The 25,753-nt window shown below is 39.0% G+C and carries 21 protein-coding genes; 16 read left to right on the forward strand and 5 right to left on the reverse strand.

Going from position 1 to position 25,753, the window contains the following annotated elements:
• Positions 1 to 23: 23 nt before the first annotated feature.
• Positions 24 to 956 carry an AraC family transcriptional regulator gene (locus AAV96_RS12970; RefSeq protein WP_004662040.1) on the reverse strand — a complete coding sequence of 311 codons (933 nt, stop codon included), beginning with the start codon at positions 954 to 956 and terminating at the stop codon, positions 24 to 26.
• 190 nt (positions 957 to 1,146) lie between these two features.
• Between AAV96_RS12970 and AAV96_RS12975 the strand changes: the two genes are divergently transcribed.
• Together AAV96_RS12975 and gorA are read left to right on the forward strand one after the other, a co-directional pair.
• Positions 1,147 to 2,391 carry an alkane 1-monooxygenase gene (locus tag AAV96_RS12975; protein WP_046739627.1) on the forward strand — a complete coding sequence of 415 codons (1,245 nt, stop codon included), beginning with the start codon at positions 1,147 to 1,149 and terminating at the stop codon, positions 2,389 to 2,391.
• Between the two features lie 155 nt (positions 2,392 to 2,546).
• The gene (gene gorA / locus AAV96_RS12980; RefSeq protein WP_046739601.1) at positions 2,547 to 3,899 is read left to right on the forward strand and encodes a glutathione-disulfide reductase; all 1,353 of its coding nucleotides are present in this window, start codon (positions 2,547 to 2,549) and stop codon (positions 3,897 to 3,899) included.
• Positions 3,900 to 3,965: 66 nt separating this feature from the next.
• Here gorA and AAV96_RS12985 read toward each other — a convergent pair whose 3' ends face one another.
• The 4 genes from AAV96_RS12985 to AAV96_RS13000 form a co-directional block, all read right to left on the reverse strand.
• Entirely contained in the window at positions 3,966 to 5,165 is a 1,200-nt protein-coding gene (locus AAV96_RS12985; protein ID WP_046739602.1) for an acyl-CoA dehydrogenase family protein, read from the reverse strand.
• Between the two features lie 15 nt (positions 5,166 to 5,180).
• The gene (locus AAV96_RS12990) at positions 5,181 to 6,467 is read right to left on the reverse strand and encodes an acyl-CoA dehydrogenase family protein (protein WP_171249157.1); all 1,287 of its coding nucleotides are present in this window, start codon (positions 6,465 to 6,467) and stop codon (positions 5,181 to 5,183) included.
• 236 nt (positions 6,468 to 6,703) lie between these two features.
• On the reverse strand, positions 6,704 to 8,077 hold the full coding sequence (locus AAV96_RS12995) for an ABC1 kinase family protein (protein WP_005216053.1): 1,374 nt from the start codon (positions 8,075 to 8,077) through the stop codon (positions 6,704 to 6,706).
• 193 nt (positions 8,078 to 8,270) lie between these two features.
• The gene (locus tag AAV96_RS13000) at positions 8,271 to 8,576 is read right to left on the reverse strand and encodes a hypothetical protein (protein WP_004662048.1); all 306 of its coding nucleotides are present in this window, start codon (positions 8,574 to 8,576) and stop codon (positions 8,271 to 8,273) included.
• Positions 8,577 to 8,739: 163 nt separating this feature from the next.
• Here AAV96_RS13000 and ybaK point away from each other — a divergent pair, with 163 nt between their 5' ends.
• The 14 genes from ybaK (at position 8,740) to AAV96_RS13070 (ending at position 25,665) form a co-directional block, all read left to right on the forward strand.
• Positions 8,740 to 9,207: a Cys-tRNA(Pro) deacylase gene (gene ybaK / locus AAV96_RS13005; protein ID WP_046739604.1), complete on the forward strand. Its 468-nt coding sequence runs from the start codon at positions 8,740 to 8,742 to the stop codon at positions 9,205 to 9,207.
• Positions 9,208 to 9,529: 322 nt separating this feature from the next.
• Positions 9,530 to 11,314 carry an IucA/IucC family protein gene (locus AAV96_RS13010; RefSeq protein WP_046739605.1) on the forward strand — a complete coding sequence of 595 codons (1,785 nt, stop codon included), beginning with the start codon at positions 9,530 to 9,532 and terminating at the stop codon, positions 11,312 to 11,314.
• Positions 11,307 to 12,788: a lysine N(6)-hydroxylase/L-ornithine N(5)-oxygenase family protein gene (locus tag AAV96_RS13015; protein ID WP_046739606.1), complete on the forward strand. Its 1,482-nt coding sequence runs from the start codon at positions 11,307 to 11,309 to the stop codon at positions 12,786 to 12,788. The genes AAV96_RS13010 and AAV96_RS13015 overlap by 8 nt, the downstream gene beginning before the upstream one ends.
• Complete coding sequence (locus AAV96_RS13020) at positions 12,785 to 14,602, forward strand: IucA/IucC family protein (RefSeq protein WP_046739607.1); 1,818 nt, start codon at positions 12,785 to 12,787, stop codon at positions 14,600 to 14,602. Before AAV96_RS13015 ends, AAV96_RS13020 begins: the two co-directional genes overlap by 4 nt.
• Positions 14,603 to 14,631: 29 nt before the next feature.
• Complete coding sequence (gene acbD / locus AAV96_RS13025; RefSeq protein ID WP_016540231.1) at positions 14,632 to 15,270, forward strand: acinetoferrin biosynthesis acetyltransferase AcbD; 639 nt, start codon at positions 14,632 to 14,634, stop codon at positions 15,268 to 15,270.
• Entirely contained in the window at positions 15,267 to 15,638 is a 372-nt protein-coding gene (locus AAV96_RS13030) for a hypothetical protein (protein ID WP_016540230.1), read from the forward strand. Before acbD ends, AAV96_RS13030 begins: the two co-directional genes overlap by 4 nt.
• Complete coding sequence (locus AAV96_RS13035) at positions 15,635 to 16,885, forward strand: MFS transporter (protein ID WP_046739608.1); 1,251 nt, start codon at positions 15,635 to 15,637, stop codon at positions 16,883 to 16,885. Before AAV96_RS13030 ends, AAV96_RS13035 begins: the two co-directional genes overlap by 4 nt.
• A gap of 9 nt (positions 16,886 to 16,894) precedes the next feature.
• Complete coding sequence (locus AAV96_RS13040; RefSeq protein WP_046739609.1) at positions 16,895 to 19,162, forward strand: TonB-dependent receptor; 2,268 nt, start codon at positions 16,895 to 16,897, stop codon at positions 19,160 to 19,162.
• 112 nt (positions 19,163 to 19,274) lie between these two features.
• On the forward strand, positions 19,275 to 20,444 hold the full coding sequence (locus AAV96_RS13045; protein WP_264673822.1) for an MFS transporter: 1,170 nt from the start codon (positions 19,275 to 19,277) through the stop codon (positions 20,442 to 20,444).
• 200 nt (positions 20,445 to 20,644) lie between these two features.
• Positions 20,645 to 22,768, forward strand: coding sequence for a bifunctional mannitol-1-phosphate dehydrogenase/phosphatase (gene mtlD / locus AAV96_RS13050; protein WP_046739611.1), 2,124 nt, complete (start codon positions 20,645 to 20,647; stop codon positions 22,766 to 22,768).
• A gap of 85 nt (positions 22,769 to 22,853) precedes the next feature.
• Positions 22,854 to 23,477: a 2'-5' RNA ligase family protein gene (locus AAV96_RS13055; protein ID WP_046739628.1), complete on the forward strand. Its 624-nt coding sequence runs from the start codon at positions 22,854 to 22,856 to the stop codon at positions 23,475 to 23,477.
• Positions 23,478 to 23,479: 2 nt separating this feature from the next.
• Positions 23,480 to 23,998, forward strand: a complete 519-nt coding sequence (gene cobU, locus AAV96_RS13060) for a bifunctional adenosylcobinamide kinase/adenosylcobinamide-phosphate guanylyltransferase (protein ID WP_005216074.1) — start codon at positions 23,480 to 23,482, stop codon at positions 23,996 to 23,998.
• Between the two features lies 1 nt (position 23,999).
• Positions 24,000 to 25,070 carry a nicotinate-nucleotide--dimethylbenzimidazole phosphoribosyltransferase gene (gene cobT, locus AAV96_RS13065; RefSeq protein WP_046739612.1) on the forward strand — a complete coding sequence of 357 codons (1,071 nt, stop codon included), beginning with the start codon at positions 24,000 to 24,002 and terminating at the stop codon, positions 25,068 to 25,070.
• Entirely contained in the window at positions 25,060 to 25,665 is a 606-nt protein-coding gene (locus AAV96_RS13070; RefSeq protein ID WP_046739613.1) for a histidine phosphatase family protein, read from the forward strand. Before cobT ends, AAV96_RS13070 begins: the two co-directional genes overlap by 11 nt.
• Positions 25,666 to 25,753: the final 88 nt, after the last annotated feature.

The following is a 25,753-nucleotide window of genomic DNA, read 5'->3' on the forward strand; positions in this document are numbered from 1 at the left end:
ACTGAGGTGTCTTTTTTTATTTTCTAATTTTCTGCTTCGATAAATTGTTGTCGATATTGCTTGGGTGATACTTCAAAAGTTCGTTTGAATGCTTGGCTAAAGGCTGTTTCAGAAGAATAGCCCACTTTATTTGCAATCAGATGAATGGAATAATTACTTTTACGTAAATACTGGCTCGCTAAGCGCATACGATGTTGTTGTAGATAAGCCAAAGGAGATTCTCCGATCACCTCATGAAATAAACTTGCAAATTTTGAACGCGACATGCAGCATTGTTCTGCAAGGGCTTCAACTGTCCACGCATCTTCAGGATGGTTATGAATTGCAGCAAGGCTATTGCTGAGTTCAGGATGATTTAAAGCGCTTAGCCATCCATGTTGATTTGAGATCTGTTGAATATGATCTCTGATACATTTGATCAATAAAATATTTACAAGATGATCAATAATAATATCTCTGCCTGCCTGAATATTTTGTGTCTCTAACGCTAAAAAGTGCAAACCAATTTGTAACCATTCAGGTGCTGTATTTTCTCCGTGTTGAATATGAATGATTGAAGGTAACGCTTGAATAAAAGGGCGTGCCATGATGGTGTCAATCTGACAACGAACACTTAAAATAAGATTTTTCTCTGACGAATCTGTACCGAACTCAATAGCATCTTCTTTATGTCCATCAAACAATTTTGAAATATCGACTGCATTCACAAGCTTTGTGATGGAGTTATCTGCACCCGTATGTGCTGTTCCAGAAGGAATTAGGACAATTTCACCAGCATGAGCAGTTAAACTATTTTGTGAATCAATTTGAATGAAAACTGAACCAACTAAAACAATGTATACGATAAGTGCTGTTTGATCTTGGCACGTAAAACTCCATTCTCCTTGAGTTTTCAAGTAGATATATTCCGTATGGTTTAAATGAATATCAGCAAATATTTTACTTAAAGCATCCATATGATTTTTAAATTATGTATTCATTGTAAATTATAGAGAGCTATCCCAATAACTCAATATGTGTTTTTAGGACAAAAACATGGAAGATTATGCCAAAGACTTTCACATAGGTTTTTTGGACGCTTGCAACTGTCATGAAACTCATAATTCATCAAAATATACATATATATACAAAGACATGGATAAGATGATGAATGCACCAGTAAATGTTGAGCAAGAACTTACGCCAGTAAGCATTCCAAAATCGAAAACTGAATTGGATCGTAAACGTTATTTATGGGCAATTAGCCCAGCTTTACCTGCAATTGGCATTGGTATTTTAGCAGGTTATCAATTTGCGCCTCGTCCATTGAAAAAAATCTTTGCATTAGGTGGGCCAATTGTTTTGCACATCGTTATTCCAGCAATTGACACATTGATTGGAAAAGATGCAAATAACCCAACTGATGAAGATATTAAACTACTTGAAAAAGATCCGTATTATTCACGCTTAGTGAAAAGCTTTCTTCCATTACAATATGCAGCTAATTTTTACGCATGTTATTTATCTAGCCGTAAAGAAACTTCGTTTATCGATAAAATCCTATTGGGTATTTCAATGGGTGCGATCAATGGTATCGCAATCAATACTGCACATGAGCTTAGCCATAAACATGATCGTATAGATCATATTCTTTCTCATCTTGCTCTTGTGCCAACAGGATATAATCACTTTCGTGTAGAACATCCGTATGGACACCATAAACGCGCTGCGACACCTGAAGATCCAGCATCTTCACAAATGGGTGAAACATTCTATGAGTTCTGGCCACGTACAGTAATTGGTTCTTTTAAATCGGCTATTGAAATTGAAACCAATCGTTTGAAACGTAAAGGTAAAGAATTCTGGTCAACTGAAAATGAATTATTGCAAGGCTGGGGAATGAGTGCTGCCTTTCATGGTTCAATGATTGGATTATTTGGTAAAGGTGTAATTCCTTATTTAGCGACTCAAGCTTTTTACGGTATTAGCTTGTTTGAAATCATTAATTATATTGAACATTATGGTTTAAAACGTCAAAAAGATAAAAATGGTAAATATGAACGTACGATGCCAGAGCATAGCTGGAATAATAACAATATTGTGACCAACTTATTCTTGTATCAATTACAGCGTCATTCAGATCATCATGCTTATCCAACACGTCCATTCCAAGCACTGCGCCATTTTGATGAAGCACCGGAATTACCTAGTGGTTATGCAACAATGTTATTACCAGCATTAATTCCACCACTATGGTCAAAAATGATGGATAAGCGTGTATTTGATCACTACAAAGGTGATTTGAATAAAGCCAATATCTATCCAAAACGTCGTGCAAAACTATTTAAGAAATTTGGTGTAGTGGATCAATCTTTAGTTGAAACTTCAGTTGAAGCCGTGGCAGCCGAATAACTTAAAACTTTCCCAAAAGTAGAGCACTGATGATTTATCCTCAGTGCTTTTTTATTTTCTTGTATTAAAACTTTAACAAAATAAGGATTCAGAACTTCGTTGCTGTATATCTAATACCTATAAAATAATTTTGTAATTGGTTCTATGAGGCAGTAATGACAAAACATTATGATTATATTGCGATTGGTGGTGGTAGTGGTGGAATTGCATCAGTTAACCGTGCTGCAATGTATGGAAAAAAATGTGCTCTCATTGAGAAAGATGAAATAGGTGGCACCTGCGTCAATGTCGGCTGTGTGCCTAAAAAAGTCATGTGGTATGCAGCACATATTGCTGAATCAATTCAAAAATATGGTCCTGATTATGGCTTTAACAGTAAAGTTGAATCTTTCGATTGGCAGACTTTAATTAACAATAGACAGGCTTACATCAATCGTATTCATCAGTCATATCAAAATAGCCTAAGTAATAATAAGATTGATCTTATTCATGGTGCGGCTCATTTTATTGATAAAAATACTATCGAAGTCAACGGTGAGAAATTCACAGCAGATCATATCCTGATTGCAACCGGGACACAGCCATCATTGCCTGATATTGATGGTGTTGAATATGGCATTGATTCGAATGGTTTCTTTGAACTAACGGCTTTACCTAAAACTACTGCCGTGATTGGTTCGGGTTATATTGCAGTTGAGTTGGCAGGGGTACTCAATTCTTTAGGTTCACAAGTTGGATTATTTATTCGTAAAGATCTACCTGTTCGACGTTTTGATTCTTTCTTGAGTGAAACTTTGGTTGAAGTGATGCAAACAGATGGAATTACTATACATACACAAGCTGTTCCTAAAAAAATCACCAAGAATGCCGATGGCTCTGTAGTGCTTCATTTAGAAAATGGTGAAAGTCATACTGTCGACTGCTTAATTTGGGCAACAGGCCGTGAGCCAAATACGGCGAGCTTGAATTTAGAAAAAGCCAATATACAGCTCGATGATCGAGGATATATTCAAGTCGATAAATTCCAGAATACATCCCAAACAGGCATTTATGCGGTGGGAGATATTACAGGGAAAATGGAGCTTACACCTGTCGCAGTTGCAGCGGGTCGTAAATTGTCTGAGCGATTATTCAATCATAAGCCAGATGAGCATTTAGATTACGATAATATTCCAACGGTTGTTTTCAGCCATCCTCCGATTGGAACAGTAGGGATAACAGAGCAAGAAGCGATTGAGAAATATGGTCAGCAAGCTGTGAAAGTTTATAATTCATCATTTACTGCGATGTATAGCGCCATTACGCAACATCGTCAGCCGACCAAAATGAAGCTAGTCTGTGTGGGTGAAAATGAAAAAATTGTCGGTATCCACGGTATCGGTTTTGGAATGGATGAAATTCTTCAGGGTTTTGCTGTTGCTTTAAAAATGGGAGCGACGAAAAAAGACTTTGATAATACTGTTGCAATTCATCCTACCTCAGCCGAAGAGTTTGTGACGATGCGATAGCGCGCTATATGAAAATAAAAAGGACGTAAATAACGTCCTTTTTAAATTTTTTGTTTAAATGGGTATTTATTTCAATTCACTCGAAGATTTACCCAATTCACGACGAGCAATAATGAGCTGTTGAATCTGTTGTGTACCTTCAAAAATATCAAGGATTTTTGAGTCACGTGCCCATTTTTCTAATAACTCATCTTCACCATAGCCCACGCTTGCAGCTAATTCGACGCATTTGAGAGTAATTTCATTACCTACACGCCCAGCTTTTGCTTTAGCAATGGAAGCTTCTTTAGAATTGGGCTTTTTATTGTCAGCCATCCATGTGGCTTTAATCATAAGTAGACGAGCAGCTTCCCACTCAGCTTCCATACGGTAGATTTGAGCAGCTAAATTTGATGTTTGCAAATAAGGCGTTTTGTAGTCTGGATCAAGCTGATCTTTAAAAATTTCTTTAATACGTTCTAAAGATGCCTTTGCACAACCGATTGCCATGGCTGCAACAAGTGGACGAGTGTTATCAAAAGTTTCCATAACACCAGCAAAACCTTTAGCAACATCAATTTCTGGATTACCCAATAAATTTGCAGCAGGTACGCGACAGTCAATAAAACTAATCACGGCTGTGTCAGAAGCTTTAATTCCCAGTTTATGTTCAAGGCGTTCTACTTTCATGCCAGCCGTACCTTTTGGCACGACGAAAGATTTGATTGCTGCACGACCAAGTTTTTTATCTAAGGTTGCCCAAACCACAACCGAGTCTGCACGATCACCAGAAGTGACAAAGATTTTTTCACCGTTTAAGATGTAATCATCACCATCTTTGGTTGCTGTTGTACGAATAGCCGCTGAGTCTGAACCACAACCAGGTTCAGTAATTGCCATAGCAGCCCAAGTCCCTTTGAAACGTTCAAGTTGTTCATCATTTGCAACTGCTGCAATGGCAGAGTTGCCTAAGCCTTGACGTGGCATACTGAGCAGTAAGCCTGTATCACCATAACACATTTCAATAATGCCAAGCGCTGCAGACATGTTGCCGCCATTCACAATGGCATCTGGGTTCGCTGTACCTCGTTTACTCGCATTGGCTGCACCGACACCTTCGCCACTTTCATTCATGCCATCTAATAGCGCAGCGAGCATATCGAGTTCTTTTGGATATGCATGTTCTGCTTTGTCATATTTACGTGAAATAGGGCGTAATACATTCAATGCTGTTTCATGCGCCTGATCAATCAACATTTTAAATTTTTTCGGATTTTGTAAGTTCATTCTTATTCTCCAAAATTAAGCATGTAAGCCAGAATGTAAGATAGCGGTTGCGCGTAGATCACGATACCAACGCTCTACAGGATGCTCTTTGGTAAAACCATGACCACCTAAGATTTGAACGCCATCTGTACCGATTTTCATTGATTTTTCGGCACAAAGTAATCGAGCAAGATAGGCCTCGCGATGGAAAGGTTTACCAGCTTCAGCCAAGCTTGCCGCATTTAAAACCAACATACGCATGGCATCAATTTCAATGGCCATATCGGCAATCATGAAAGCAACACTTTGACGATGAGAGATAGGTTCGCCAAAAGCAGTACGTTCATTTGCATATTTAATACAGTAAGCTTTGATTGCTTCACCTGTACCAATCGCCATGGCGCACCACATTAAATTTCCAAGGTCGACAAATGCAGTGTAATCAAAATCAGCATCGCCTAAGCGTAAAGCTGGTGTTTGATTGAAGTGAAGTGTTGCTGTTTCAGTTGCTTTTAATCCCATTGCTGGATTAGCTTTGATTGCAATCGTTTCATTTGACTGCACAACAAAAATATCAGGTTGACCGTTAAACTCGGCACTTACAAGGAATACATCCGCAGTATCACCTAGAATAACTAAGGTTTTTTCACCTGTAATGTAGAATTGACCGTTTGCTTCAGTTGCAGTTGTTTTTAACTGATATGGATTAAATGCAGGAGTCGCTTCTTGAAATGCAAATGTTGCGGTAACGTCAGTATCTTCAGCAAACACAGGCAAATACATCGATTGAACTTGTGTTGAACCCCAACGGGTAATTGCATTAATAACGCTAAATGTGCTGAGCAGACCTGCTGTTAAACTGAAATCACCTTTAGCTAAACTTTCTGCGATTAGTATATTACTCACAATATTTTGTTCAGCGGCAACACCACCTAATGCTTCAGGTAAAGCATAGTTGTTCAAACCTAAGTCGACCAAATGTTGCCAAAGTTGTTCTGGGAATTGTGCTTGATGATCAGCTTCATGCGCTAAAGCATATAAAACTTCTTCAGCGAATTGAGACATTGCATCGACAGTCATTTGCTGTTCTTCAGTAAGGCTGAGATCAAACAAATTTTTATTAACTTGATTCGGGAGGCGTTGCTTATCAATTGCTTGTGGTTTAAAAGCTTTTTGTGTTTTATTCAGTACTTTAAAACCTGTTTTTGATCCTTGATATAATGATTTCTCTACAAATTTTCTTAATTTGAGTTGATCTAATACTTCGCTTCCTGCGATTTTAGTGATCAAAGATAGCCCAAAGCCTTGAGCTTTATTCATCATATTCGACATGATTTTATCCTAGAGGATGGTTGTAAAATTATGCTGACATGCTCTAGTCAAAAAAACTATGTCTTGTTTGACGTGCTAAATTAAGAAAGATAAAGGGTAAAATGATTCGTATATGGATTTTATATTATTGTTTTTAAATGAATAAAAAAAATATCAGGAAAATAAATTTTAAAAAAATTGACCAAACTGACAAATCAGATTGGTCAAAATGACTTTAGGTATAGCGCTTATGCAAACTGACGAATCATTTTTCGTACATTTGTCTTTGCTTCGATCACGGTCATAAACGTATATGCACCAATAAACTTACGGCTAATAAACATAAATTCTTTTGGTGGAACAGAGAAATAACGTGATGCCATTGATTGTGCTGCTTGTTGCATTACACGACTATGGAGTTGGCTTTTTTTCCAATCGTAGCGGTCTTGGTCATCCATTACACCAGCTGGCATATTCGGATTATTACTTGGGCAACTAAAGGCCTCGGTCGCAATCAAGAACACATCTGCCATACCAGGTTTTATACTTTCTGGCATTCCATCAAAAAACTCATAACCTGTCATAGCTTTGACCATTGCAGTTTTATCATGGTCATAGCCTGCATGAATAAGATTCCGTGCTACAGCAAGTAAGTTGTCATCAAATTGACGAATCGCCCCGAAATCAAGTAAAACGATTTTATCCTTTACATCATCGCCGTTGCCCAAACGAACAAGGTAATTACCAAAGTTCGGATCAGTTTGCATTTCCCCCCATTCAAATAATTCACGTACTGCAATTTCCAGAGAAGCTTCGCCTAATTGGTTACGACGTTCTTGGGGGAGGGAAAGCATTACCGGACTATTGATTGGTACACCGCGCTCGAAGGTCATGCACAACACTTTATCAGAGCAAAATTCATTTACGATTTCTGGTACCACATAGCGTGGATCATTCTTTAAACGATCAGCAAATCGACGCGTCGTTGCGGCTTCGATGCCATAGTCGACTTCTCGATGCATCATTTCACGAACTTCATCAAACCACTGATCAAATTCACGAGTTTGTGGCACCATACGTGTGAGTTTAAGCATGTTCTTAAATAAATTCATGTCAGAATCAATTGCTTCCGCCACACCAGGGTATTGAATTTTAAGAACTAGTTCTAAACCATCTGATTTACGTGTCGCACGATGAACTTGGGCAAGTGAAGCTGTACCGATTGGTTCATGATCAATCGTGAGTTCATCTAATTTTGAACCTAACTGTTCTTGCAAATGAGCTTTGATTGCAGGCCAAGCAAGTGCGACAGTTTGATTGTTCAATGTATTTAATGCTTGTGTAATTTCTTCAGGTAAGAAATGTTCGCCGTATAAAGCCATCATTTGACCAATCTTTACGATTGATCCTTTTAGTTTTCCTATTTCAGAAACTAAATAATGAGCTTGTTCAGCCATGGCTTTTTTACGCTTTTTCTCTTTTTCTTCTTCACTAGAAAAAATTGAAGTAGCGCTAGCAGTCGCCCAACGTGTTCCAGCGAGTAAAGAGGCTTTTGCAATAGATAAGCGACGATCTACAGAGGAGGTTTTTAGATTCTTAAGCTTATCGTTCTGATCTGACATGAAAGAAAAATCCTATGCTGAAATCGGAGGGTTGAAAGCCGAGACTTAAATTGTAGCGGATATTACAGCTTTTGAACGTATTAAAATAGTTCAATCTCTTGAATTATCAGTCTAAATTTGTGAATTAGGTCAATAAATCAGAATAGCCTAAGTAAAATTTAACTTTCAAAGTTGGCTTTACTATACAAATGTCCTAAATCCTAAACTGAATTTTTAGAGTCGATTTTCTCATTAAAGCTGCACGATTAGTATGAATATGAGCAATCAACATACGCTTTACATAACTATGATGAAAGCCTAAAGCATGAGCTTTCACAATAATGATACTGGGTAATGTAAAGAAAAAATACTTGGTGTCGTCTAAAGTCGCATCTTTAAAAATACCTTCTTCAATCAAAGTATTCCGAAGAAAAATTTTCTCTTCTTGCACAGTAGGAGATGACTCATCATCCCAATAATTTTGACGCATTGCCATCAAATTATTATGTTTATAACTCATCGTTGCTTGAGCTCATTCTGTTTACTGTTAGCAAATATATGAGGGTAATTGAGTGTTTATCAAGAATAGATTTATCTCAAAATAGCCTAAGTAAATTTAATCCTTAATTTTTAAATGCTAAACTTATACTACTTTAATCGCTTAAACAAAGAACTGAAAAGAAATGACTCCAGCTTGTAAGTTATTAAAAAAAAATAAAATAGCATTCACAATTCATGAATATGAACATGATGTAAATGCAAAAAGTTTTGGCTTAGAAGCCGCAGAAAAACTCAATCTAAATGTAGATGAAGTATTCAAAACGTTAATGGTCACCGATGAAAAAAATTATTTCATCGCCGTTTTGCCAGTGAATTATCAATTAAATTTAAAAAAAGTTGCATCAGCAGTAGGGTGTAAGAAGTTACAAATGGCTAATCCAAAAGATGCTGAACGTTTAACTGGTTATTTGGTAGGTGGAATTAGTCCTCTAGGGCAGAAAAAACGACTCAAAACCGTAATTGATGAAACAGCGAAATCATTAAACAAGATTTATGTAAGTGGTGGAAAAAGGGGATTGGACATTGGTCTTAACCCAATTGATCTAGCTAAGTTACTGGAAGCTACGTTTTCAGATGTTTTAGATTGTTAATATTTTTAAAAAAAGGGCTTTAAAACATAAAGCCCTTTTTATTTGATTTATAAAAACAATAAAAGAATGAATTATAATTAAAATAATTGATAATGAGAATTATTATCTTTTGTATTTTTCTTGATCTAAATGAATTTTTCACCATAAAAAACAAAGTATTAAGTGCGAAAAATCAAGCCATATTTGTAATTGCTATTATTAATGATAATAATTATCATTAATTAAATCTCATTTGCAGTGAATAACATTGTAATAAGGTTTGTTTAGAGCTCAAAACATTCGAAAAAAAATTAACTCTCTCTTTATAAGAGGATACCGACAGATGCAATCACTTGCCAATCGGTTGGCGATACAACACTTCGTCAACGCATATACGCAAGAAACTGGCAAAGGTCACTTGCTTAATAAAAATCAGCAAAGTCCGCAACAACAAGCGTTTAGCCAAGGTTTGACGCTGTTATCAATCCCAATACATTCTATTCAAGCACAATGTAATTTCCCTTTATCTTATGTCAGTCGAGTCGGGCGACACCGTTTAGCAGATGTTCCACAAGTTATTATTCATGGTCAAATCAAGACATTTAGTCCTGTTGCAATCGTCGGGTTATTGCTTGAAGAACTCGTTTTTGAATCGTCTATTCCATTAGATGCTGCATCTTTAGTAGAGAAGTGGATTCAAAGTCGTGATGCACTGCAACAGTTTTTAGTACAACGTGAGACCGATTTTGATGATTTGGTTAAAGCAGGTCAGAGTTTCATTGAAACTGAGCAGGCGCTTATTCTGGGGCATAGTATGCACCCAGCACCAAAAAGTAGAACAGGTTTTGTGCATGAAGATTGGCTAAAGTTTTCACCGGAACACAAAGGCAAGACTCAATTGCATTATTGGTTAGTGCATCAGGACTATATTTCAGAAGGCAGCGCTACGGATGAAAGTATTTCAGCTCAACTCAAAACAGCGTTACAGTGGTATTTGTCTGAAAATGATCTTAATCTCTTAAAAATCCATACTGAATATAAATTGCTTCCATTGCATCCTTGGCAAGCCCGTTATTTGCAAAGTAAGCCTTGGTTTGAACGTTTAAAACAAACGGGGCAGCTAATTGATGTAGGCTTAAGAGGCTGGCAATTTTCGCCAACAACATCGATCCGAACACTGGCGAGTTTTAATGCACCATGGATGGTAAAACCATCACTTTCAGTGATGATTACCAACTCGATTCGGGTGAACTTAGCCAAAGAATGCCACCGTGGTGAGTTAACCCACCGTCTATGGCACAGTGAATTTGGTCAGAATATTTTAAAGCAGTGCCCAAGCTTAAAAGCGGTGAATGACCCAGCGTGGATTGCTTTAAAAATTGATGATGAAGTGGTGAATGAAAGTATTTGTATTTTCCGAGATCAGCCATTCCATCCACATCAGCAAGTCACATGTATTGCATCCTTATGTCAGGATCATCCAGATAAGCCTCTAAATCGTTTTAATACCTTATTCGCAAAAATTGCAAAAGCACATCATGAAACCGATTTTTCAGAAATTGCTCTGGATTGGTTTAACCGCTTCCTTGAAGTCAGTTTGCAACCGTTGATGTATCTATACCATCGTTATGGCATGGCTTTTGAGTCACATCAGCAGAATGTGCTGTTGGAGTTAGAGAATCATTTCCCTAAAACCTTATGGTTACGTGATAACCAAGGTTTTTATTATATTGAAGAGTTTGCAACCGAAATTCTGCAAGCACTGCCTGAACTGAAAGAAAAAGCATTTGCCGTTGGTCCTAAAGATTTTGTCGATGAACGTTTTAGTTATTATTTCTTTGGTAATACCTTGTTTGGCATTATCAATGCCATTGGCGCAACAGGCTATATTACTGAAGATGAATTGCTCGAACATTTAACAAGTTTCTTGCAGGAGCAATTGCAGCAATATCCAGACAGTACCTTGTTGCAGGGATTATTGTTTAATTCAACACTGCCTTATAAAGGTAATTTGCTGACACGTTTGCATGAGCTAGATGAGCTCATCGCACCAGTTGAAAATCAATCTGTCTATGTACAACTGCCAAATCCGCTGCGTATTTCACAGAAGGATGTCAGTTATGCTTGATTTTATTGGAATTGGTCTAGGGCCATTTAATCTGAGTCTGGCCAGCCTGCTACATAATAAAAGCACACTGAACTATGCAATTTTCGAGCAGAAAGCTCAGTTTGACTGGCATGCGGGAATGCAGTTACCCAATACGATATTGCAAGTGCCGTTTATGGCGGATCTGGTCTCAATGGTTGATCCAACTAGTCCATTCAGCTTCTTGAATTATCTGCGTCATCAGCAGCGTTTATATAAGTTTTACTTTTTGGAACAGCCGCATATTCCACGCTTTGAATATAACCACTATTGCCAATGGGTTGCAGAGCAACTGGATTGTATTGAATACCAATCTCGTGTTTTGAAGATTGAACCTCAAACCATTGGCTTTAAAGTTGTGGTGGAATCTGAGGGTGTTCAGCACAGTTATTTATGCCGTAACTTGGTCATCGGAAGTGGAAATGTGCCTTACTTGCCTGAATGTTTGGCCAAAGTGCAGCAACAGCAACCACAAAAATGTCTGCATTCTGCGCAATATATGACGCATGTCGATACAGATTTACACGGCGATGTGGTGGTACTTGGTTCAGGGCAATCTGCTGCCGAAGTCTTTATTGATCTGTTTGATGAGCAGCAAGATACCGCCAATCATCAGTTCGACCTACACTGGTTTACGCGTTCTCAGGGCTTCTTCCCGATGGAATATGCACCATTGGGACTGGAACATTTTAGCCCAGACTATGCACAGCATTTTTATACTTTGCCAACTGAGAAGAAAGAACAGCAATTGCAGCTGCAGTCTTTGTTATACAAAGGCATTAGTGCAAAGACCATCCGCGAAATCTATAAAAAATTGTATCACCGTAGCATTGCGGGTCAAAGTTTGCAGACACATTTACATAGCCAATCTGATTTGAAAGATGCAGAAGTATTAGATACGCAAAAAATTCGACTGCATTTCCAACATCGTGCCACGGCACAGGCTTTCCACTTAGATTGTGATTTCCTGGTTGCTGCAACAGGTTACGTTACGCCTGACTTTGACTTTATGCAGTTGCTGAAACCTTATATTGAGTTTGATCATAAACAGCGTTGGCAAATCACAGCAGACTATCGCGTTTTACATCATCTGAATGGCCATATTTTTGTTCAAAATCAGGAAATGCATAGCCATGGTGTCGGTACACCAGACTTAGGGCTGGGTGCTTATCGTGCAGCGACAATTATCAATCAGTTGCTTGGTGAGTCGCTTTATGAACTTGCTCAGCAGGCGCAGACCTTCCAGCATTTTGAGCTCACTCAGAATCCTAAAATCCAAATGGCAGATGACCAAGCACTTTCAGTCGATGGTGTTTCTGAAAAAGCTGTGAGCCAAAACCACTCTATTTTAAAGAAAACAGAACAGAGCACGATTACAACGCATGCAGGTAGTCGTTGTGCAAATACACGTACACAAACTGTGTCTGTACATTCAACTTATGAGAAATTGATATGAACTTTGCAACTTTAAAAATTAATCAGCAGCAATGGCGTGCCGCTGGACAGCGTCTCATTGAAATGGCGATTGCAGAGTTTCTATATGAAGAAATTATTGAAGTGAAAGCCATATCCGCAGGACGTTATCATTTAGATCTGGGCAATCGTCAGTATGAGTTTCAAGGCCATCAATATTTGTTAGGGCACTGGAATATTCAGGACGGCTCGGTACGTGATGTAAGCAAGGGTCAGCAGAGTGACCAACCTGCCTGGAATTTACATGAGTTTATTGTTGCAATGGCTGACAGTTCCAATGTAAAGCCATTCACCAAAGCGTATTTGATTAAGGAAATGAATAATACTTGGTTGGCAGAAGCACATCTGTTTAATGAAGCACGCCTACCAAGCACTGCAGTACTGACTGAACCACATTATAAAGTTGAAGGGATGTTGCGTGGTCACCCTTGGTTGATTATGAGTAAAGGCCGCATGGGCTTTGGTTATGATGATTATCTGACGTCGGCACCTGAACTCTCACCAGAAGTCAAAGTACTCTGGTTGGCTGTACATCGTGATCTAGCAGAATTCCGCAGTACAGAACAATGGGATGCTTGTGGTTTATATCAACATGAATTTGATGCCAATGAGCTGCAACAGTTCATCCAAATTTTGAAAGAAAAAAATCTCGACCCTCAAAATTACTTTTTGATTCCTGTACATGCTTGGCAATGGCATCAATGGCTGGTTCCAACCTATGCCAATGAAATTGTCGACCAGAAAATCATTGAGCTCAATATTAGCCAAGATAGCTATGTGCCAATGCAGTCTATTCGTACATTATGCAATACATCGAACCTACAACGTCATTACATTAAACTGCCAGTCAGTATTTTTAATACCGCTGTTTACCGCGGATTACCTTCAAAACGTAATCTTGCAGCACCAGCTGTGACGGCATGGTTAAAGCAAATCCATCAGCAAGATCAAGACCTGCAGAAGACTGGTGTAGTTTTCTTGGGTGAAGTGGCAACCTTAACCATTCATCAGCCATGTTTTGACCGAATTGAAGGTGCACCTTACCAATTTAAAGAGTTGTTTGGTTGCTTGTGGCGTGAAAGTGTCGATCGCTATGTTGATCCATCACAGCAAGTGCTCTCTCAAGCAGCCTTATTGCATCGGGATATTTCAGGTCAATCAATCCTGAGTGTACTGATTCAAGCATCAGGTCTAAGTCCTTTGACATGGTTGGCGCAGTTTGCTCAAGTGTGTTTAAGCCCGTTATTACTGTGTCTGTATCGCTATGGCTTAGCTTTTTCACCGCATGGTGAAAACACCATGTTGGTACATGAAAATGGTGTGCCAAAAGCATTGGTATTAAAAGACTTTATTGATGACATCAATTTGGTGGATGAAGATTTCCCTGAGTTGGCTCAATTGCCATCTGAAGGTGATTTGTTACTGCGCCATGATGCTGCCGATTTAAGTCATTTTATTTTCACTGGTCTATTCATGGTGCATTACCGCTATATCTGTAATGTGTTCTTGCAAGATTACCCAGAATATTCAGAACAGGATTTCTGGCAGACCATTTCCAACACCATTGTTGCGTTTAACCAACAACATCCTGAGTTGGCTGAACGTGCTGAAAAGTTTGCCATGTTGCGCCCAACCTACACCAAAATTTGTTTAAACCGTGTTCGTTTATTTACCACCAGTTATAACGATGAAGCAGAGCGTCCTGTGCCTGTTTTCCTTGATCCAATCGCAAATCCAGTTAGCCCTGAAACATTGGCTGAATGGTCAGCTCAACAAGCTGAATCGAAAGCGGGTTAAGTCTTTTTCTAAATTTATAAAGGTTCGATATGAAAACTATTTCTCAGCAATTACCTGACTACTTTGAATACCACGAAGATGGCACACAATACTACTTACGCCAAGTGCAATACCCACAAGATATTCCTTTGCTACATCAATGGATGCATGAGCCACATGTTATTCCACAGTGGCAATTGAATAAGTCAGAACTGGATTTACAGGTTTACTTCGACAAAATGCTAGCAGATGACCATCAACGTTTATTGATTGTGGGCGTGGATGGCAAAGATGTGGGATATACCGAAATCTATGAAGGTAAACGTGATCGTTTAGGCCGTTATTACCAAGGTGATGACAATGATCTCGGTTGGCATTTGCTATTTGGCGATAAATCTGTGTTTGGCAAAGGCTTTTTACGTCCAACAATTCGTTTACTGAGTTTCTATATTTTTGAACATTCACAAGCGAAAAAAATCGTGGGTGAACCAGACCATACGGTTAAACCTTATGCTGCTGTGGTCGCAGAACTTTGCTACGAAACTCAACGTTTAATTCCGATGCCAGAAAAAACGGCAATGCTGTATTACTGCTTTAGAGAAACTTTTTATAACAAGTTTGGTGAATATTACCAAACCTCACAACAACAGCTAGCTGATCAGCCAGCCAAAATACTGAGTGTTACATGAGCTTATCCATCAATGAGATGCACATCTTGGACATGCGCTTTGCCGCGCATGTCTCAGTGGCAGAATTTGAGCAATGGTTAACGCATATTCAACAATATTTCGAACAAAAAAGAAGTTTTGTGCTGATTATGCAAACCGAGCCGAACACTGAATTTCCTGAAGAATATCGGGTGATTCAGGGGAAATGGTACAAACAATATAAACAAGATTTTTATCAATATTGTTTAGGCCTTGCTCGCATTGCCCAAGATGAAGCAGATCGTATTCGATTAGACACGCCAGCTTTGCAAAAAGCCTGGCATGTTCCTTATTTTGTCAGTTTAGAAAAGACCGATGCCGTGCAATGGGCGATGCAGAGGTACTTATGAATCAACAAATAAAACCTGACCAAGATTTTCCAATCAAAACAGTCTCTGCACTGAGTCTATCTGTAGTGGTGGTGTTGTACCTTGCACATGCATTACCGCTGTATTTTTACAATGTTGCCTTACCTGCGATTTTACGTCATCAAGGGGTCGATCTACGCTGGATTGGCATGTTGTCATTGCTGTATATCCCATGGGCATTTAAGTTTTTTTGGGCGCCCTTAATTGATCGTTTTTATTTTAAGGCGCTTGGTAAACGTAAGACTTGGCTTTTATTTACTCAAATTGCCTTGGTATTAGGTGTCGTTGCCTTGGCTTTGACACAATTCGATTACGGTCTAAGTATCTTTGTCATTGTCGGTTTATGGATTTCAACCTTTGCCGCAACTCAAGATATTGCGATTGATGGTTATACCGTTGAAACCTTTTCTGAATCCGAATACCGATTAGGCAGTATGGCGCAAAGTATTGGTGTGGCGCTAGGCAGTATGATTGGTGGTGCTGCAACTTTATGGCTTTATCAACTGTATGGTTGGCAAACCGCACTGATTTGTTTAGCTGCTATGACAGCACTGACCATGCTTGCAGTATTTCAAATCAAAGAAAAAAACAATATTGAAAAAATTGCCAAGCAGCCACCAAGTATGATTCGCGCGTTCAAACGCCCTGAGATGTTATGGGCATTGGCCTTAATTGTCTGTTATCGCGTAGTCGAAGCACCAGCAATAGCAATGTTGAACCCAATGCTGATCGATCAAAAATGGTCATTGGCAGAGATTGGGGTATTAATGTCCGTGATTGGTGCAGGGGTTGGTTTATTAGCCGCAGTATCAGCGGCGTTCCTATTAAAAAAAATAGCAGCAACACGATTACTGATTTGGGCTGGCTGGGCGCGTAGTTTGGTCTATCTGTTACTTGGTGTAGCCATTTTACTGAGCTGGTTTAACCAGTGGCAGATGCTATTGGGGCTATTTGTCGTTGTCATTTTAGCCATTCGCTATATCGCTATGACAGCATTATACGCTCATTTCATGCATACCAGCTCAAAAGAACAAGCAGGAACAGACTTTACCATTTTGGTCTGTTTTGAGCTGCTGGTTTATTTCATTGGCGGTGCAATGTCTGGTTTCTTGGCCAAAGCATTCGGTTATGGAAATTTCTATCTCATTCTCGCAGCTGCATCTGTCTTGAGCGTCTTACTCAGTCAATTTTTAGTTCACAAAGCAAAACAAACGCAACAACATACCTAGAGGTAATTTATGAAAGTTCGTACACTTTCGACATCATTAACGCTGTTAAGCTTAGCAATTAGCACTCAACTATATGCACAAACGGTTGAAGCAGATGCCACTGTTCAAACGACTGCTGCAGTAGAAAGTCAAAAACCAGCACAACTGGCACCGATTGTAGTGACAGCATCGCGTTCAGCACAAAGTATTGCTGAAATTGCAGGTACAGTTTATCGCATTGAACAAGAAGATATTGCGAAACAAGCAGCTGCGGGTAAAAGTACGGCAGATATTTTGGGTTTGTTAGTTCCATCATTAACACCGAGTTCTGGCACGACCAGTAACTATGGTATGACCATGCGTGGTCGCACAGTTCAATACATGATTGATGGTGTGCCACAAACGGGCTCACGTGATAGCTCACGTCAGTTAAATAGCATCAGTCCAGACATAATTGAACGTGTTGAAGTTGTATCTGGTGCCAGCAGCATCTATGGGGCTGGTGCAACAGGTGGCATTATCAATATTATTACCAAAAAAGGTTCGACCGATGGGGTTCATTTTGAATCGAAACTCGGCGTAACTTCTGGCGATAACTTTAAAAATGATGCCTTGGCTTATGAAGCGTATCAATCCGCTGCGTTTAAACAAGGCGACTGGAATGGTTTCCTAGGAGCGAGCTATACCAAACGTGGAGAGATTCAAGACAGTCATGGCGACCGAATTGGGCCTGAAGTTGCTCAGACTGACCGTCAAGATACGGAAACTATCGATGTTAATGGTCGTTTAGGTTGGCAGTTTGCTGACAAGCAAAGTATCAGCATTGGTGCACAATATTATAATGATGAACAAGACAGTGACTACGGTGCAGACTACGGTCCAGGTTTAGCTGTTTTATTGAATGGTGCAAAACCAAGCCAGAAAGCAGTTAAAGGTTTGGAATTAGACAATCAACCGAGAACAAAACGTGCAGCTGTAAATGCGCAATATGAAAATCAAGATTTCTTTGGTCAGACCTTAAATGCAGAAGCTTATTATCGTACTGAAAAAGGGAGATTTTATCCGAGTGCAAATGCTTTAGCACATGCATCTATCCCTAGAGGTGGAACATATATTGTTACCCAATCAGAAACTGATATTGATGTATTTGGTGCAAGGTTAGCCTTACAAAGCAAATTAAATCTTGCAGAACGAGCTTTACACTTAACTTATGGCGTAGATTATGACAAAGAAAAAGGGAAGCAAACAGCCCAGCTTTATGATCTAAATACCTTTATGAGTAGTAATGGTCTGAAGTTCAAACCTTTAAATAGTTATGGCTTTGGTCCTGATGTCGATACGGAGAAGTTAGGTTTCTTCTTACAAAGCCAATTTGAGTTAACCGATCGCTTAAACCTACAAGCTGGTGTTCGCCATGAGCGGATTGATAGCCAAGTACAGGACTCTATTCCGTATTCTGAAGCGATGGTTGCAGATTTTATCCCAACCTATAATCCAATAACTTTAAAAGGTGGTTCTGTTAAGCATGATGCAACACTTTTTAATGTTGGCGCACTTTATCATTTAACAGATGCTCAACAAGTCTTCGCCAATTTCTCTCAAGGGGCTAACTTACCAGACGTACAGCGTATGTTAAGAGACGTTCCTGCAAACTTTGTTGTAAGCAATCAAACAATTGATCCAATTAAAGTGAATAGCTTTGAATTAGGTTGGCGTTTACAAGACAATGCTTTAACGACAGGGCTTACGGCGTTCTATAACAAGTCAGATAAATCTTTGAAATTTGGTCCACCAAACTTTGCAATTGAAGTCATTGATACCGATGAGCGTGTTTACGGTCTAGAAGGCAACGTAAAGTATGCCGTTACTGATGCATGGAATATCGGTGGGACTTTGGCTTATACACGTGGTCAATTTAAAAATACAAATGGTAAATGGCAGGAGTTGGATGCAATCCGTGTCGCACCATTAAAAGGTACTGTCTATTCAGATTGGCAGTTTAACGATGGTCTAGGTTTACGTGTTCAAACTCTTGCAGTTGGCGGTACAGACAAAGCGCGTAAAGATGCAATTGAATATGGAAGTCGTCCACCAGCAGAAATTAAAGGTTTTGCAGTGATGGATGTGATCGCGAATGCGAAAGCAGGTCCAGGTACATTAGGTTTTGGTGTATATAACGTTTGGAATACCGATTATAAGTCTGTATATAGCCAAGCCGTTTCTACGGTATATGGCGATATTTCTAGCTTAGCTGCACAAGGTCGTACTTACGGTTTGAGCTATACTCTCAAATACTAATCCAATCAAAAAGGCATCTGTTTAGATGCCTTTTCTTTTGATGATTTTGATGATGAACAACAATTTAAAATTTTTAGCTTTAGCTGCTTTGATCAATGGAACTTGTTTTTCCATGATTCTCCCTTTATTAGCACCGCTGACTCGACAATTACATTTATCTGAATTCCAAGGTGGTGTGATTGTTTCAGCAGGGGCAGTCTGTATGGCAATTGCATCGATCTGGATTGCGAAAAAGAAAAATCAGTTATCTAGTAACCAACTCGTCAATTATGGTTTTTGGGGAATGACCTTTACTTGGGCTATTTTCACCTTGATTCTATATTTTGGAACACAAGCGATTTTACCCACGTTGTTCATTTTTATCTTACTGGTATTGAGTCGTGCTTCTACAGGCATTTTTATGGCTTTGCCACAAATTGGTCTGCAAAGTTATGTGATGACACATGCAGTAGAAGCAAATGATCGTAGTAAGCAAATGGCTATGTTTGGTGCAATGAATAGTTTTGGGATGATTGTAGGTCCGTTTGCAACCTCAGTTTTATTGTTTGGTGGTTTACTTTTCCCGATGTGGATTGCTGTGGCTTTACTTGGCTTAGTCAGTATTGCACTCGGTATCCTATTTAGTAAAAGTCCGCAAGTTCAGGCTGACTCATTCAATCCTCAACAAGATAAAGATAATGCACTAGCGAATGAGCCGATTCTGAAACAAAGTCTGATCTGGTTAACTCTAGGTTTTGTCACTTATGTTGCAATTGTGACTTTAAATATGACGGCAGGTTTTTATATTCAGGATAAGTTTTATCTCAGTAGCCAACAGAGTGCAGTTTATTTTTCTCAATGCATGTTGGTCGTTGGCATTTGTCTCGTACTCACCCAACTTTTAATCGTGAAAGTGCTTAAACTCAATTTAAATAGTTTGGTGATTATTGGTTTAGTCACCATGTGTTTTGGTCTATTACTTTCACTCTACGCACCTACTATTTTTGTATTTCAGGCCAGCTATATTTTTTATGGTATTTCTGTGGCCTGTTTATTACCTGCATTTACCACAGGCGCTGCTCAAGCCGTATCTCAGCAATCACAAATTAAAATGGCAAGTTTTTGTACGGCGACACAAGCACTGGGCTTAATTGTTGGCCCATTACTCAGTACATTCCTGTACCGCTTTAATACCCATTTCCCATTCTATTTATTACTGTTCTTAACCATGTCGATCGGCCTTTATTTTAGTTGGATGTTGATTCGAAAAGAGGGTGAAACTGCATTGCTACTGGATGAATAAAAGGGATTTTGGCTAAAAATGACTCATCTTTTTCCTCGTAATGCAAGTGTTCCGACTGTTTCAGACATATATTGCTATGATGAGTCGCCTTTATGTTTATTTTTTGATCAAATTTATTTCATTTATTGACGTTTTGGATTTTAACAGGATTTTTTATGTACCCTATAAAACATCATAACAAGATAGATAAAGGAGTAAAGATGCTTATTTTTCATGATTATCCTGTTCAAGGAGCGCTTTTTGACATGGATGGAACAATGTTTGATACCGAGCGCTTACGCTTCCAGACATTGAAACAGGCATCAAAAGAGCTGATTGAACAGGAATTTTCAGATGAATATTTGATGCAGTGTTTAGGGTTGGGTGCGAAAGCATCTGAGCAGCTGGCACAAAAGTTTTATGGTGTAGATGTTCCTTATACTACCATTCGCAAACGTGCAGATGAAATGGAACTAGAATTTGTCCGTAACAATGGTGTACCAATTAAAAAAGGATTGATTCAGGTCTTAGAACGACTAAGAAAATCAGGCTTAAAAATGGCAGTCGCGACCTCGAGTCGTCGAGCAATTGCCGAAGAATATCTAATTAACGCGAATGTTTATAAATTTTTTGATCTTCTGGTCTGTGGGGATGAAGTTGAAAAAGGTAAACCGCATCCAGAAATCTTTTTAAAATCCGCACAAAAGCTAAATCTACAACCACAACAATGTCTAATGTTCGAAGATTCTGAAAATGGGATTTGTTCAGCCTATGATGCTGGCGGTATCACGATTTTATTCAAAGATATTAAAGAACCCAATGATCATATGCTCTCTAAAGCAAATTTCTATTATCAGGATATGTATGACTTTTTGAATGGTTTAGATGAGTTTATTCCCGAAATGGGCATGCCACAGTTACAAGAGTTATTTCCGCAGAGTTCCAATCAATTGACTGTTGGAATTCATGGCTTTGGGGCTATTGGTGGTGGTTATGTGGCTCAGATCCTGTCGTATTGGGATGGTTACACACGCCCAAAAAGGATTCTGGCATCAACTAGAAATCGTTTATATTTAGAGTCAGTGAATAGTTTTGGCAGCTATAGTATTCGGTATGGCCAGTCTTCCTATGATGAGCGTATTGATAATCTCACAGTGATTGATGCTGACAATGAACAGCAGATGTTAGAAATGTATATGCAATCTAGCCTGATCGCACTGTGTTTACCAGAACAGGCGATTGAGTCTGAGGCTATAACGATTGCTAAAGGACTATTGGCGCGTTTTATGTCAGCAGATGCAGACAATAATGAGCCTATTACCTTTTTGATTATTCTCAATAAAGTGTGTGCAAAGTATTTGGTCTTAAAACATATCCGTGAAGCCTTACTGGCCATAACAGATGAAGATATTGCCGAACATATTTTAAGTGAACATTATTTTTGCGATACCATGGTCAATCGAATGGTGTCAAAACTGACTGATCAAGCCTTATATCGTCAGCTCAATATCAAGCACAATTTATTGAAACAATATCAAAATGATCTCAATTCGGAAACCATTGAACTCTCAGATGAAACAGCCCTGACTGAAAAGCAAGAACAGCAGATTACCCATTGTTTAGAAGACATGCGTGGCCAGTTTCAAACAGGGCAATTCTTACAAAATATGGATTTGATCCTGTTCCATAGCGAAATGGATATGCCGATTTATGTCGAAAATCGCAGTCCGTTACTGAATAAGATGCGACAAATGATTTTGGTGGATCAGATTTCTGAGATTCAAATCATTAAAAATCGCCTATGGAATGGCTGCCATGCCATGTTGGCGTGGTATGCCAGTGCACTTGGACATGAAACCATTGGTATTGCTATGGCGGATCTAAAAATCATGAAATATGCAGAGCAGGTGGTCAACGAAGTTAAATTGGGTTTGGCCAATATGATTCCCAACCAAGCCAAAGAACTAGATCGTATGGCGGAAAGTTTCCTGCATTCTTGTCGAGCTGCTTATAAAGATCCTTGTGAACGTGTAGCTCGTGACCCGCTCAGAAAACTCAATCTGAATGAGCGTGTTTTAGACAGTTTAGAATCTCATGTACAGCAACAACTTCCTTATCAGAAGTTAATACAAGGTGCAATTTATGGCTATGCCTATGCACTGACAATGCTTGGACTGGACGAGATTAAGATTGTAAAGCATGTCCAGACTAATATTGAGCATATGGACATCACTGAAAATCAGAAGATAGCCTTATTAAACCAGCTCTATCACGGGATTCAGGCAGAACTCAATGATAATGCATTCATGTCACAATTGGAGGAGTTGAAACCTCTAACTGCATAAACATCAGTGCTCAGGGTGAATGTACCTTAACTTCTATCTGGGTTTATGTTTGAATAACACAACCTTAAAACAGAATGCTGAAGTTGTGTTATTACAAGCAGACACCCAGTTGATTGCGACCGAAATACGCGATTATCCTGAATGGTACAAGGGGCGTTCAGATTATGGTCTTTGGTATATTGAGATTGATCAACCTGAGCTGATTCAATATTTAGATGAAATTCAAGCACAATTTTCTGATTTATTACTTCCTGCACAGCAACGCCAATATCACATTACTTTATTTGTGTGTGGTTTCTTGCAGCCTGCCGTAAAGCAATACGACGATGATTTTCAGATTCAACAATTACAGCAGCAGATCAAGCTAGTTGAAGCATTACAGCTCAAACCTTTTGAGCTTGAAATCACACAGATCGATAGCTTTAGTAGTGCTTTGTTTCTACAGATTAAAGATCAGCAGGGTGTACTAACTCAAATTCGTCAGCAATTTGCTCGTGTATCTGGGGAAATTGCAGCACTCGAATATTGTCCGCATATTACTTTAGGCTTGTATCGTGAAGCTTGGCTGAGTGATATTGTACTTGAACGGATACAACAATTTTCGGTAAAAACTATAAATATTGAGGTCAAAAAACTGACTTTTGGTTATTATAAAGCACAGATTTTACAAGGATTCCTATATCCTTATCAGCAAATTGAACTAGGTTAGATATGTTGCAACTAATTTTAGGTGGGGCGCGCTCAGGTAAAAGTCGTTTGGCAGAACAAACAGCCAAAGAGACAGGTTTATCGGTCATTTATATTGCAACGGCGCAGGCCTTAGATACAGAAATGCAGCAGCGTATTGCGCATCATAAGCAGCAACGTCCAGCCCATTGGCAAGTGTTCGAAGAACCAACTTATCTGGCAGATCGACTCTTGCAATGCGATCAAGCGAATCAGCTAATTTTGGTCGATTGCTTGACCTTGTGGCTGAGCAATTTGTTATTGGCTGAAGACTCTGCATTGCAGCAGCAACAAATACAGCAATTATTAAATGTATTACCACAATTAAAATCCAAGATTATTTTGGTTAGCAATGAGACGGGCTTAGGTGTTGTGCCTATGGGTGAGCTTAGCCGTCGCTTTGTTGACGAAGCAGGTCGTTTACACCAGAACTTAGGTCAACTCGCCAATAAAGTTGTGTTTTGTGTGGCAGGCTTTCCAATGATTTTAAAAGATGAGAAATAATATGACTGAACAAGCGCAATGGTTTTTAGCCGCAGTACAACAACCTGATCTAGATGTAAAACAACAAGCTGAGCAACGTCAACTTCAATTGACCAAACCAACAGGCGCATTAGGTGATTTAGAGCAAATTGCGATTAATTTATCTGCTTTACAAAGAACGGTTTTCCCTAAAATTAATAAACCTTGGATTACTATTTTTGCTGGTGATCATGGCGTTGTGGCAGAAAATATTTCAGCTTATCCTCAAGCAGTAACTCGTCAAATGTTGCAAAATTTTGCTTCGGGTGGTGCAGCAATTAGTGTGATTGCCAAACATCATCATGCCCATTTACAAGTGATTGATTGTGGGACAGTAGGCGATAGTTACAATTATGTTGGGGTTGAATGCCATACTATTCGTGCTGGCACTGCAAATTTTGCAGAGCAAGCTGCAATGACCAATCAAGAGTGTTTAGCCGCGTTAGAGTTGGGTAAAAATAGCGCTGATCTTGCTAAAGCGAAAGATGCGGATATTTTTATTGCAGGTGAAATGGGAATTGGTAATACCTGTTCAGCTTCAGCACTGGCTTGTCTATTGTTGAGTGAATCAGCTCAGCAACTGACAGGTTTAGGAACAGGAATCAATATTGAGCAATTACAACATAAAATAAAAGTGATTGATCAAGCAGTAAAGTTTCATAGAGCAAATGTGGCCAATGATGCATTAAAAATTCTGGCTGCTGTAGGTGGTTTGGAAATCGCTGCAATCACAGGGGCTTATTTACGATGTGCGCAAATTGGTTTACCTATTATCGTCGATGGCTTTATTAGTTCGGTCGCAGCTTTATGTGCAGTACGTATTCAACCACAAAGCCGTGAGTGGATGCTTTTTGGACATCAATCAGCGGAATATGGTCATCAGCGTGTTCTAAAAGAATTGGATGCCCAACCAATCTTAACGATGAATTTACGTTTAGGAGAAGGCAGTGGTGCAGGATCAGCATTATCTATGATTCAGCTTGCCTGTGTCTTACATAATCAAATGGCAACATTTGCTGAAGCTGCTGTAACAGGTGATAAAGTTGCACCTTGAACTGCTACGACATGGTGAAACAACACTCAGTCATACTTTACGTGGGCACTTAGATGATGAATTGACTGAAAAAGGTTGGTTGCAGATGCAATCAACTATTCAGCATCATTTAGATACTCAGACACAATGGGATGTCATCATTAGTTCGCCTTTACAGCGTTGCCATAAATTTGCACAAGCATTAGCGAAACAACTAAAATTGCCTTTATCACTCTATCCTGAAATTAAAGAAATGCATTTTGGCGATTGGGAAGGTATTGCGACTCAAACTATTTATGAAACAGCACCTGAGCTATTGGCTAATTTCTGGCAATTTCCAACGCAATATCATGCTCCTAAAGGAGAGTCTTTGCTTCAATTCAAGCAACGCGTCATGCATGGTTTTGATGAAATTTATGTACAAATGCAGCAACACAACTGGAACAAGGCATTGGTTGTGACGCATGGTGGGGTGATTAAATTGTTGACTTGTTTGGCGCGGCAGCAGAATTTAGATGATTTATTAACCATGCCCGCAGAGTTAGGGAAATTATATGCTTTAAACCTAACTCAAGTTGATAATCAAATTCATTTTTCTGAAAAGACAGCAATTTAGTAGTTATAAAATCTTATTCTATTTCCAGTATTTGCTAAGGTCATGTAATCGAACTGTCATTGCTACTGCCTATGATACATGTCATTTC

The organism is Acinetobacter sp. AG1, assembly GCF_001005525.1.
Classification (GTDB): Bacteria; Pseudomonadota; Gammaproteobacteria; order Pseudomonadales; family Moraxellaceae; genus Acinetobacter; species Acinetobacter modestus.

Bases quoted from the DNA above. Each gene is read 5' to 3' on its own strand.
- AAV96_RS12970 (WP_004662040.1), bottom strand. From the start codon at position 956: ATGGATGCTTTAAGTAAAATATTTGCTGATATTCATTTAAACCATACG.
- AAV96_RS12975 (WP_046739627.1), top strand. From the start codon at position 1,147: ATGAATGCACCAGTAAATGTTGAGCAAGAACTTACGCCAGTAAGCATT.
- gorA (WP_046739601.1), top strand. From the start codon at position 2,547: ATGACAAAACATTATGATTATATTGCGATTGGTGGTGGTAGTGGTGGA.
- AAV96_RS12985 (WP_046739602.1), bottom strand. From the start codon at position 5,165: ATGAACTTACAAAATCCGAAAAAATTTAAAATGTTGATTGATCAGGCG.
- AAV96_RS12990 (WP_171249157.1), bottom strand. From the start codon at position 6,467: ATGATGAATAAAGCTCAAGGCTTTGGGCTATCTTTGATCACTAAAATC.
- AAV96_RS12995 (WP_005216053.1), bottom strand. From the start codon at position 8,077: ATGTCAGATCAGAACGATAAGCTTAAGAATCTAAAAACCTCCTCTGTA.
- AAV96_RS13000 (WP_004662048.1), bottom strand. From the start codon at position 8,576: ATGAGTTATAAACATAATAATTTGATGGCAATGCGTCAAAATTATTGG.
- ybaK (WP_046739604.1), top strand. From the start codon at position 8,740: ATGACTCCAGCTTGTAAGTTATTAAAAAAAAATAAAATAGCATTCACA.
- AAV96_RS13010 (WP_046739605.1), top strand. From the start codon at position 9,530: ATGCAATCACTTGCCAATCGGTTGGCGATACAACACTTCGTCAACGCA.
- AAV96_RS13015 (WP_046739606.1), top strand. From the start codon at position 11,307: ATGCTTGATTTTATTGGAATTGGTCTAGGGCCATTTAATCTGAGTCTG.
- AAV96_RS13020 (WP_046739607.1), top strand. From the start codon at position 12,785: ATGAACTTTGCAACTTTAAAAATTAATCAGCAGCAATGGCGTGCCGCT.
- acbD (WP_016540231.1), top strand. From the start codon at position 14,632: ATGAAAACTATTTCTCAGCAATTACCTGACTACTTTGAATACCACGAA.
- AAV96_RS13030 (WP_016540230.1), top strand. From the start codon at position 15,267: ATGAGCTTATCCATCAATGAGATGCACATCTTGGACATGCGCTTTGCC.
- AAV96_RS13035 (WP_046739608.1), top strand. From the start codon at position 15,635: ATGAATCAACAAATAAAACCTGACCAAGATTTTCCAATCAAAACAGTC.
- AAV96_RS13040 (WP_046739609.1), top strand. From the start codon at position 16,895: ATGAAAGTTCGTACACTTTCGACATCATTAACGCTGTTAAGCTTAGCA.
- AAV96_RS13045 (WP_264673822.1), top strand. From the start codon at position 19,275: ATGATTCTCCCTTTATTAGCACCGCTGACTCGACAATTACATTTATCT.
- mtlD (WP_046739611.1), top strand. From the start codon at position 20,645: ATGCTTATTTTTCATGATTATCCTGTTCAAGGAGCGCTTTTTGACATG.
- cobU (WP_005216074.1), top strand. From the start codon at position 23,480: ATGTTGCAACTAATTTTAGGTGGGGCGCGCTCAGGTAAAAGTCGTTTG.
- cobT (WP_046739612.1), top strand. From the start codon at position 24,000: ATGACTGAACAAGCGCAATGGTTTTTAGCCGCAGTACAACAACCTGAT.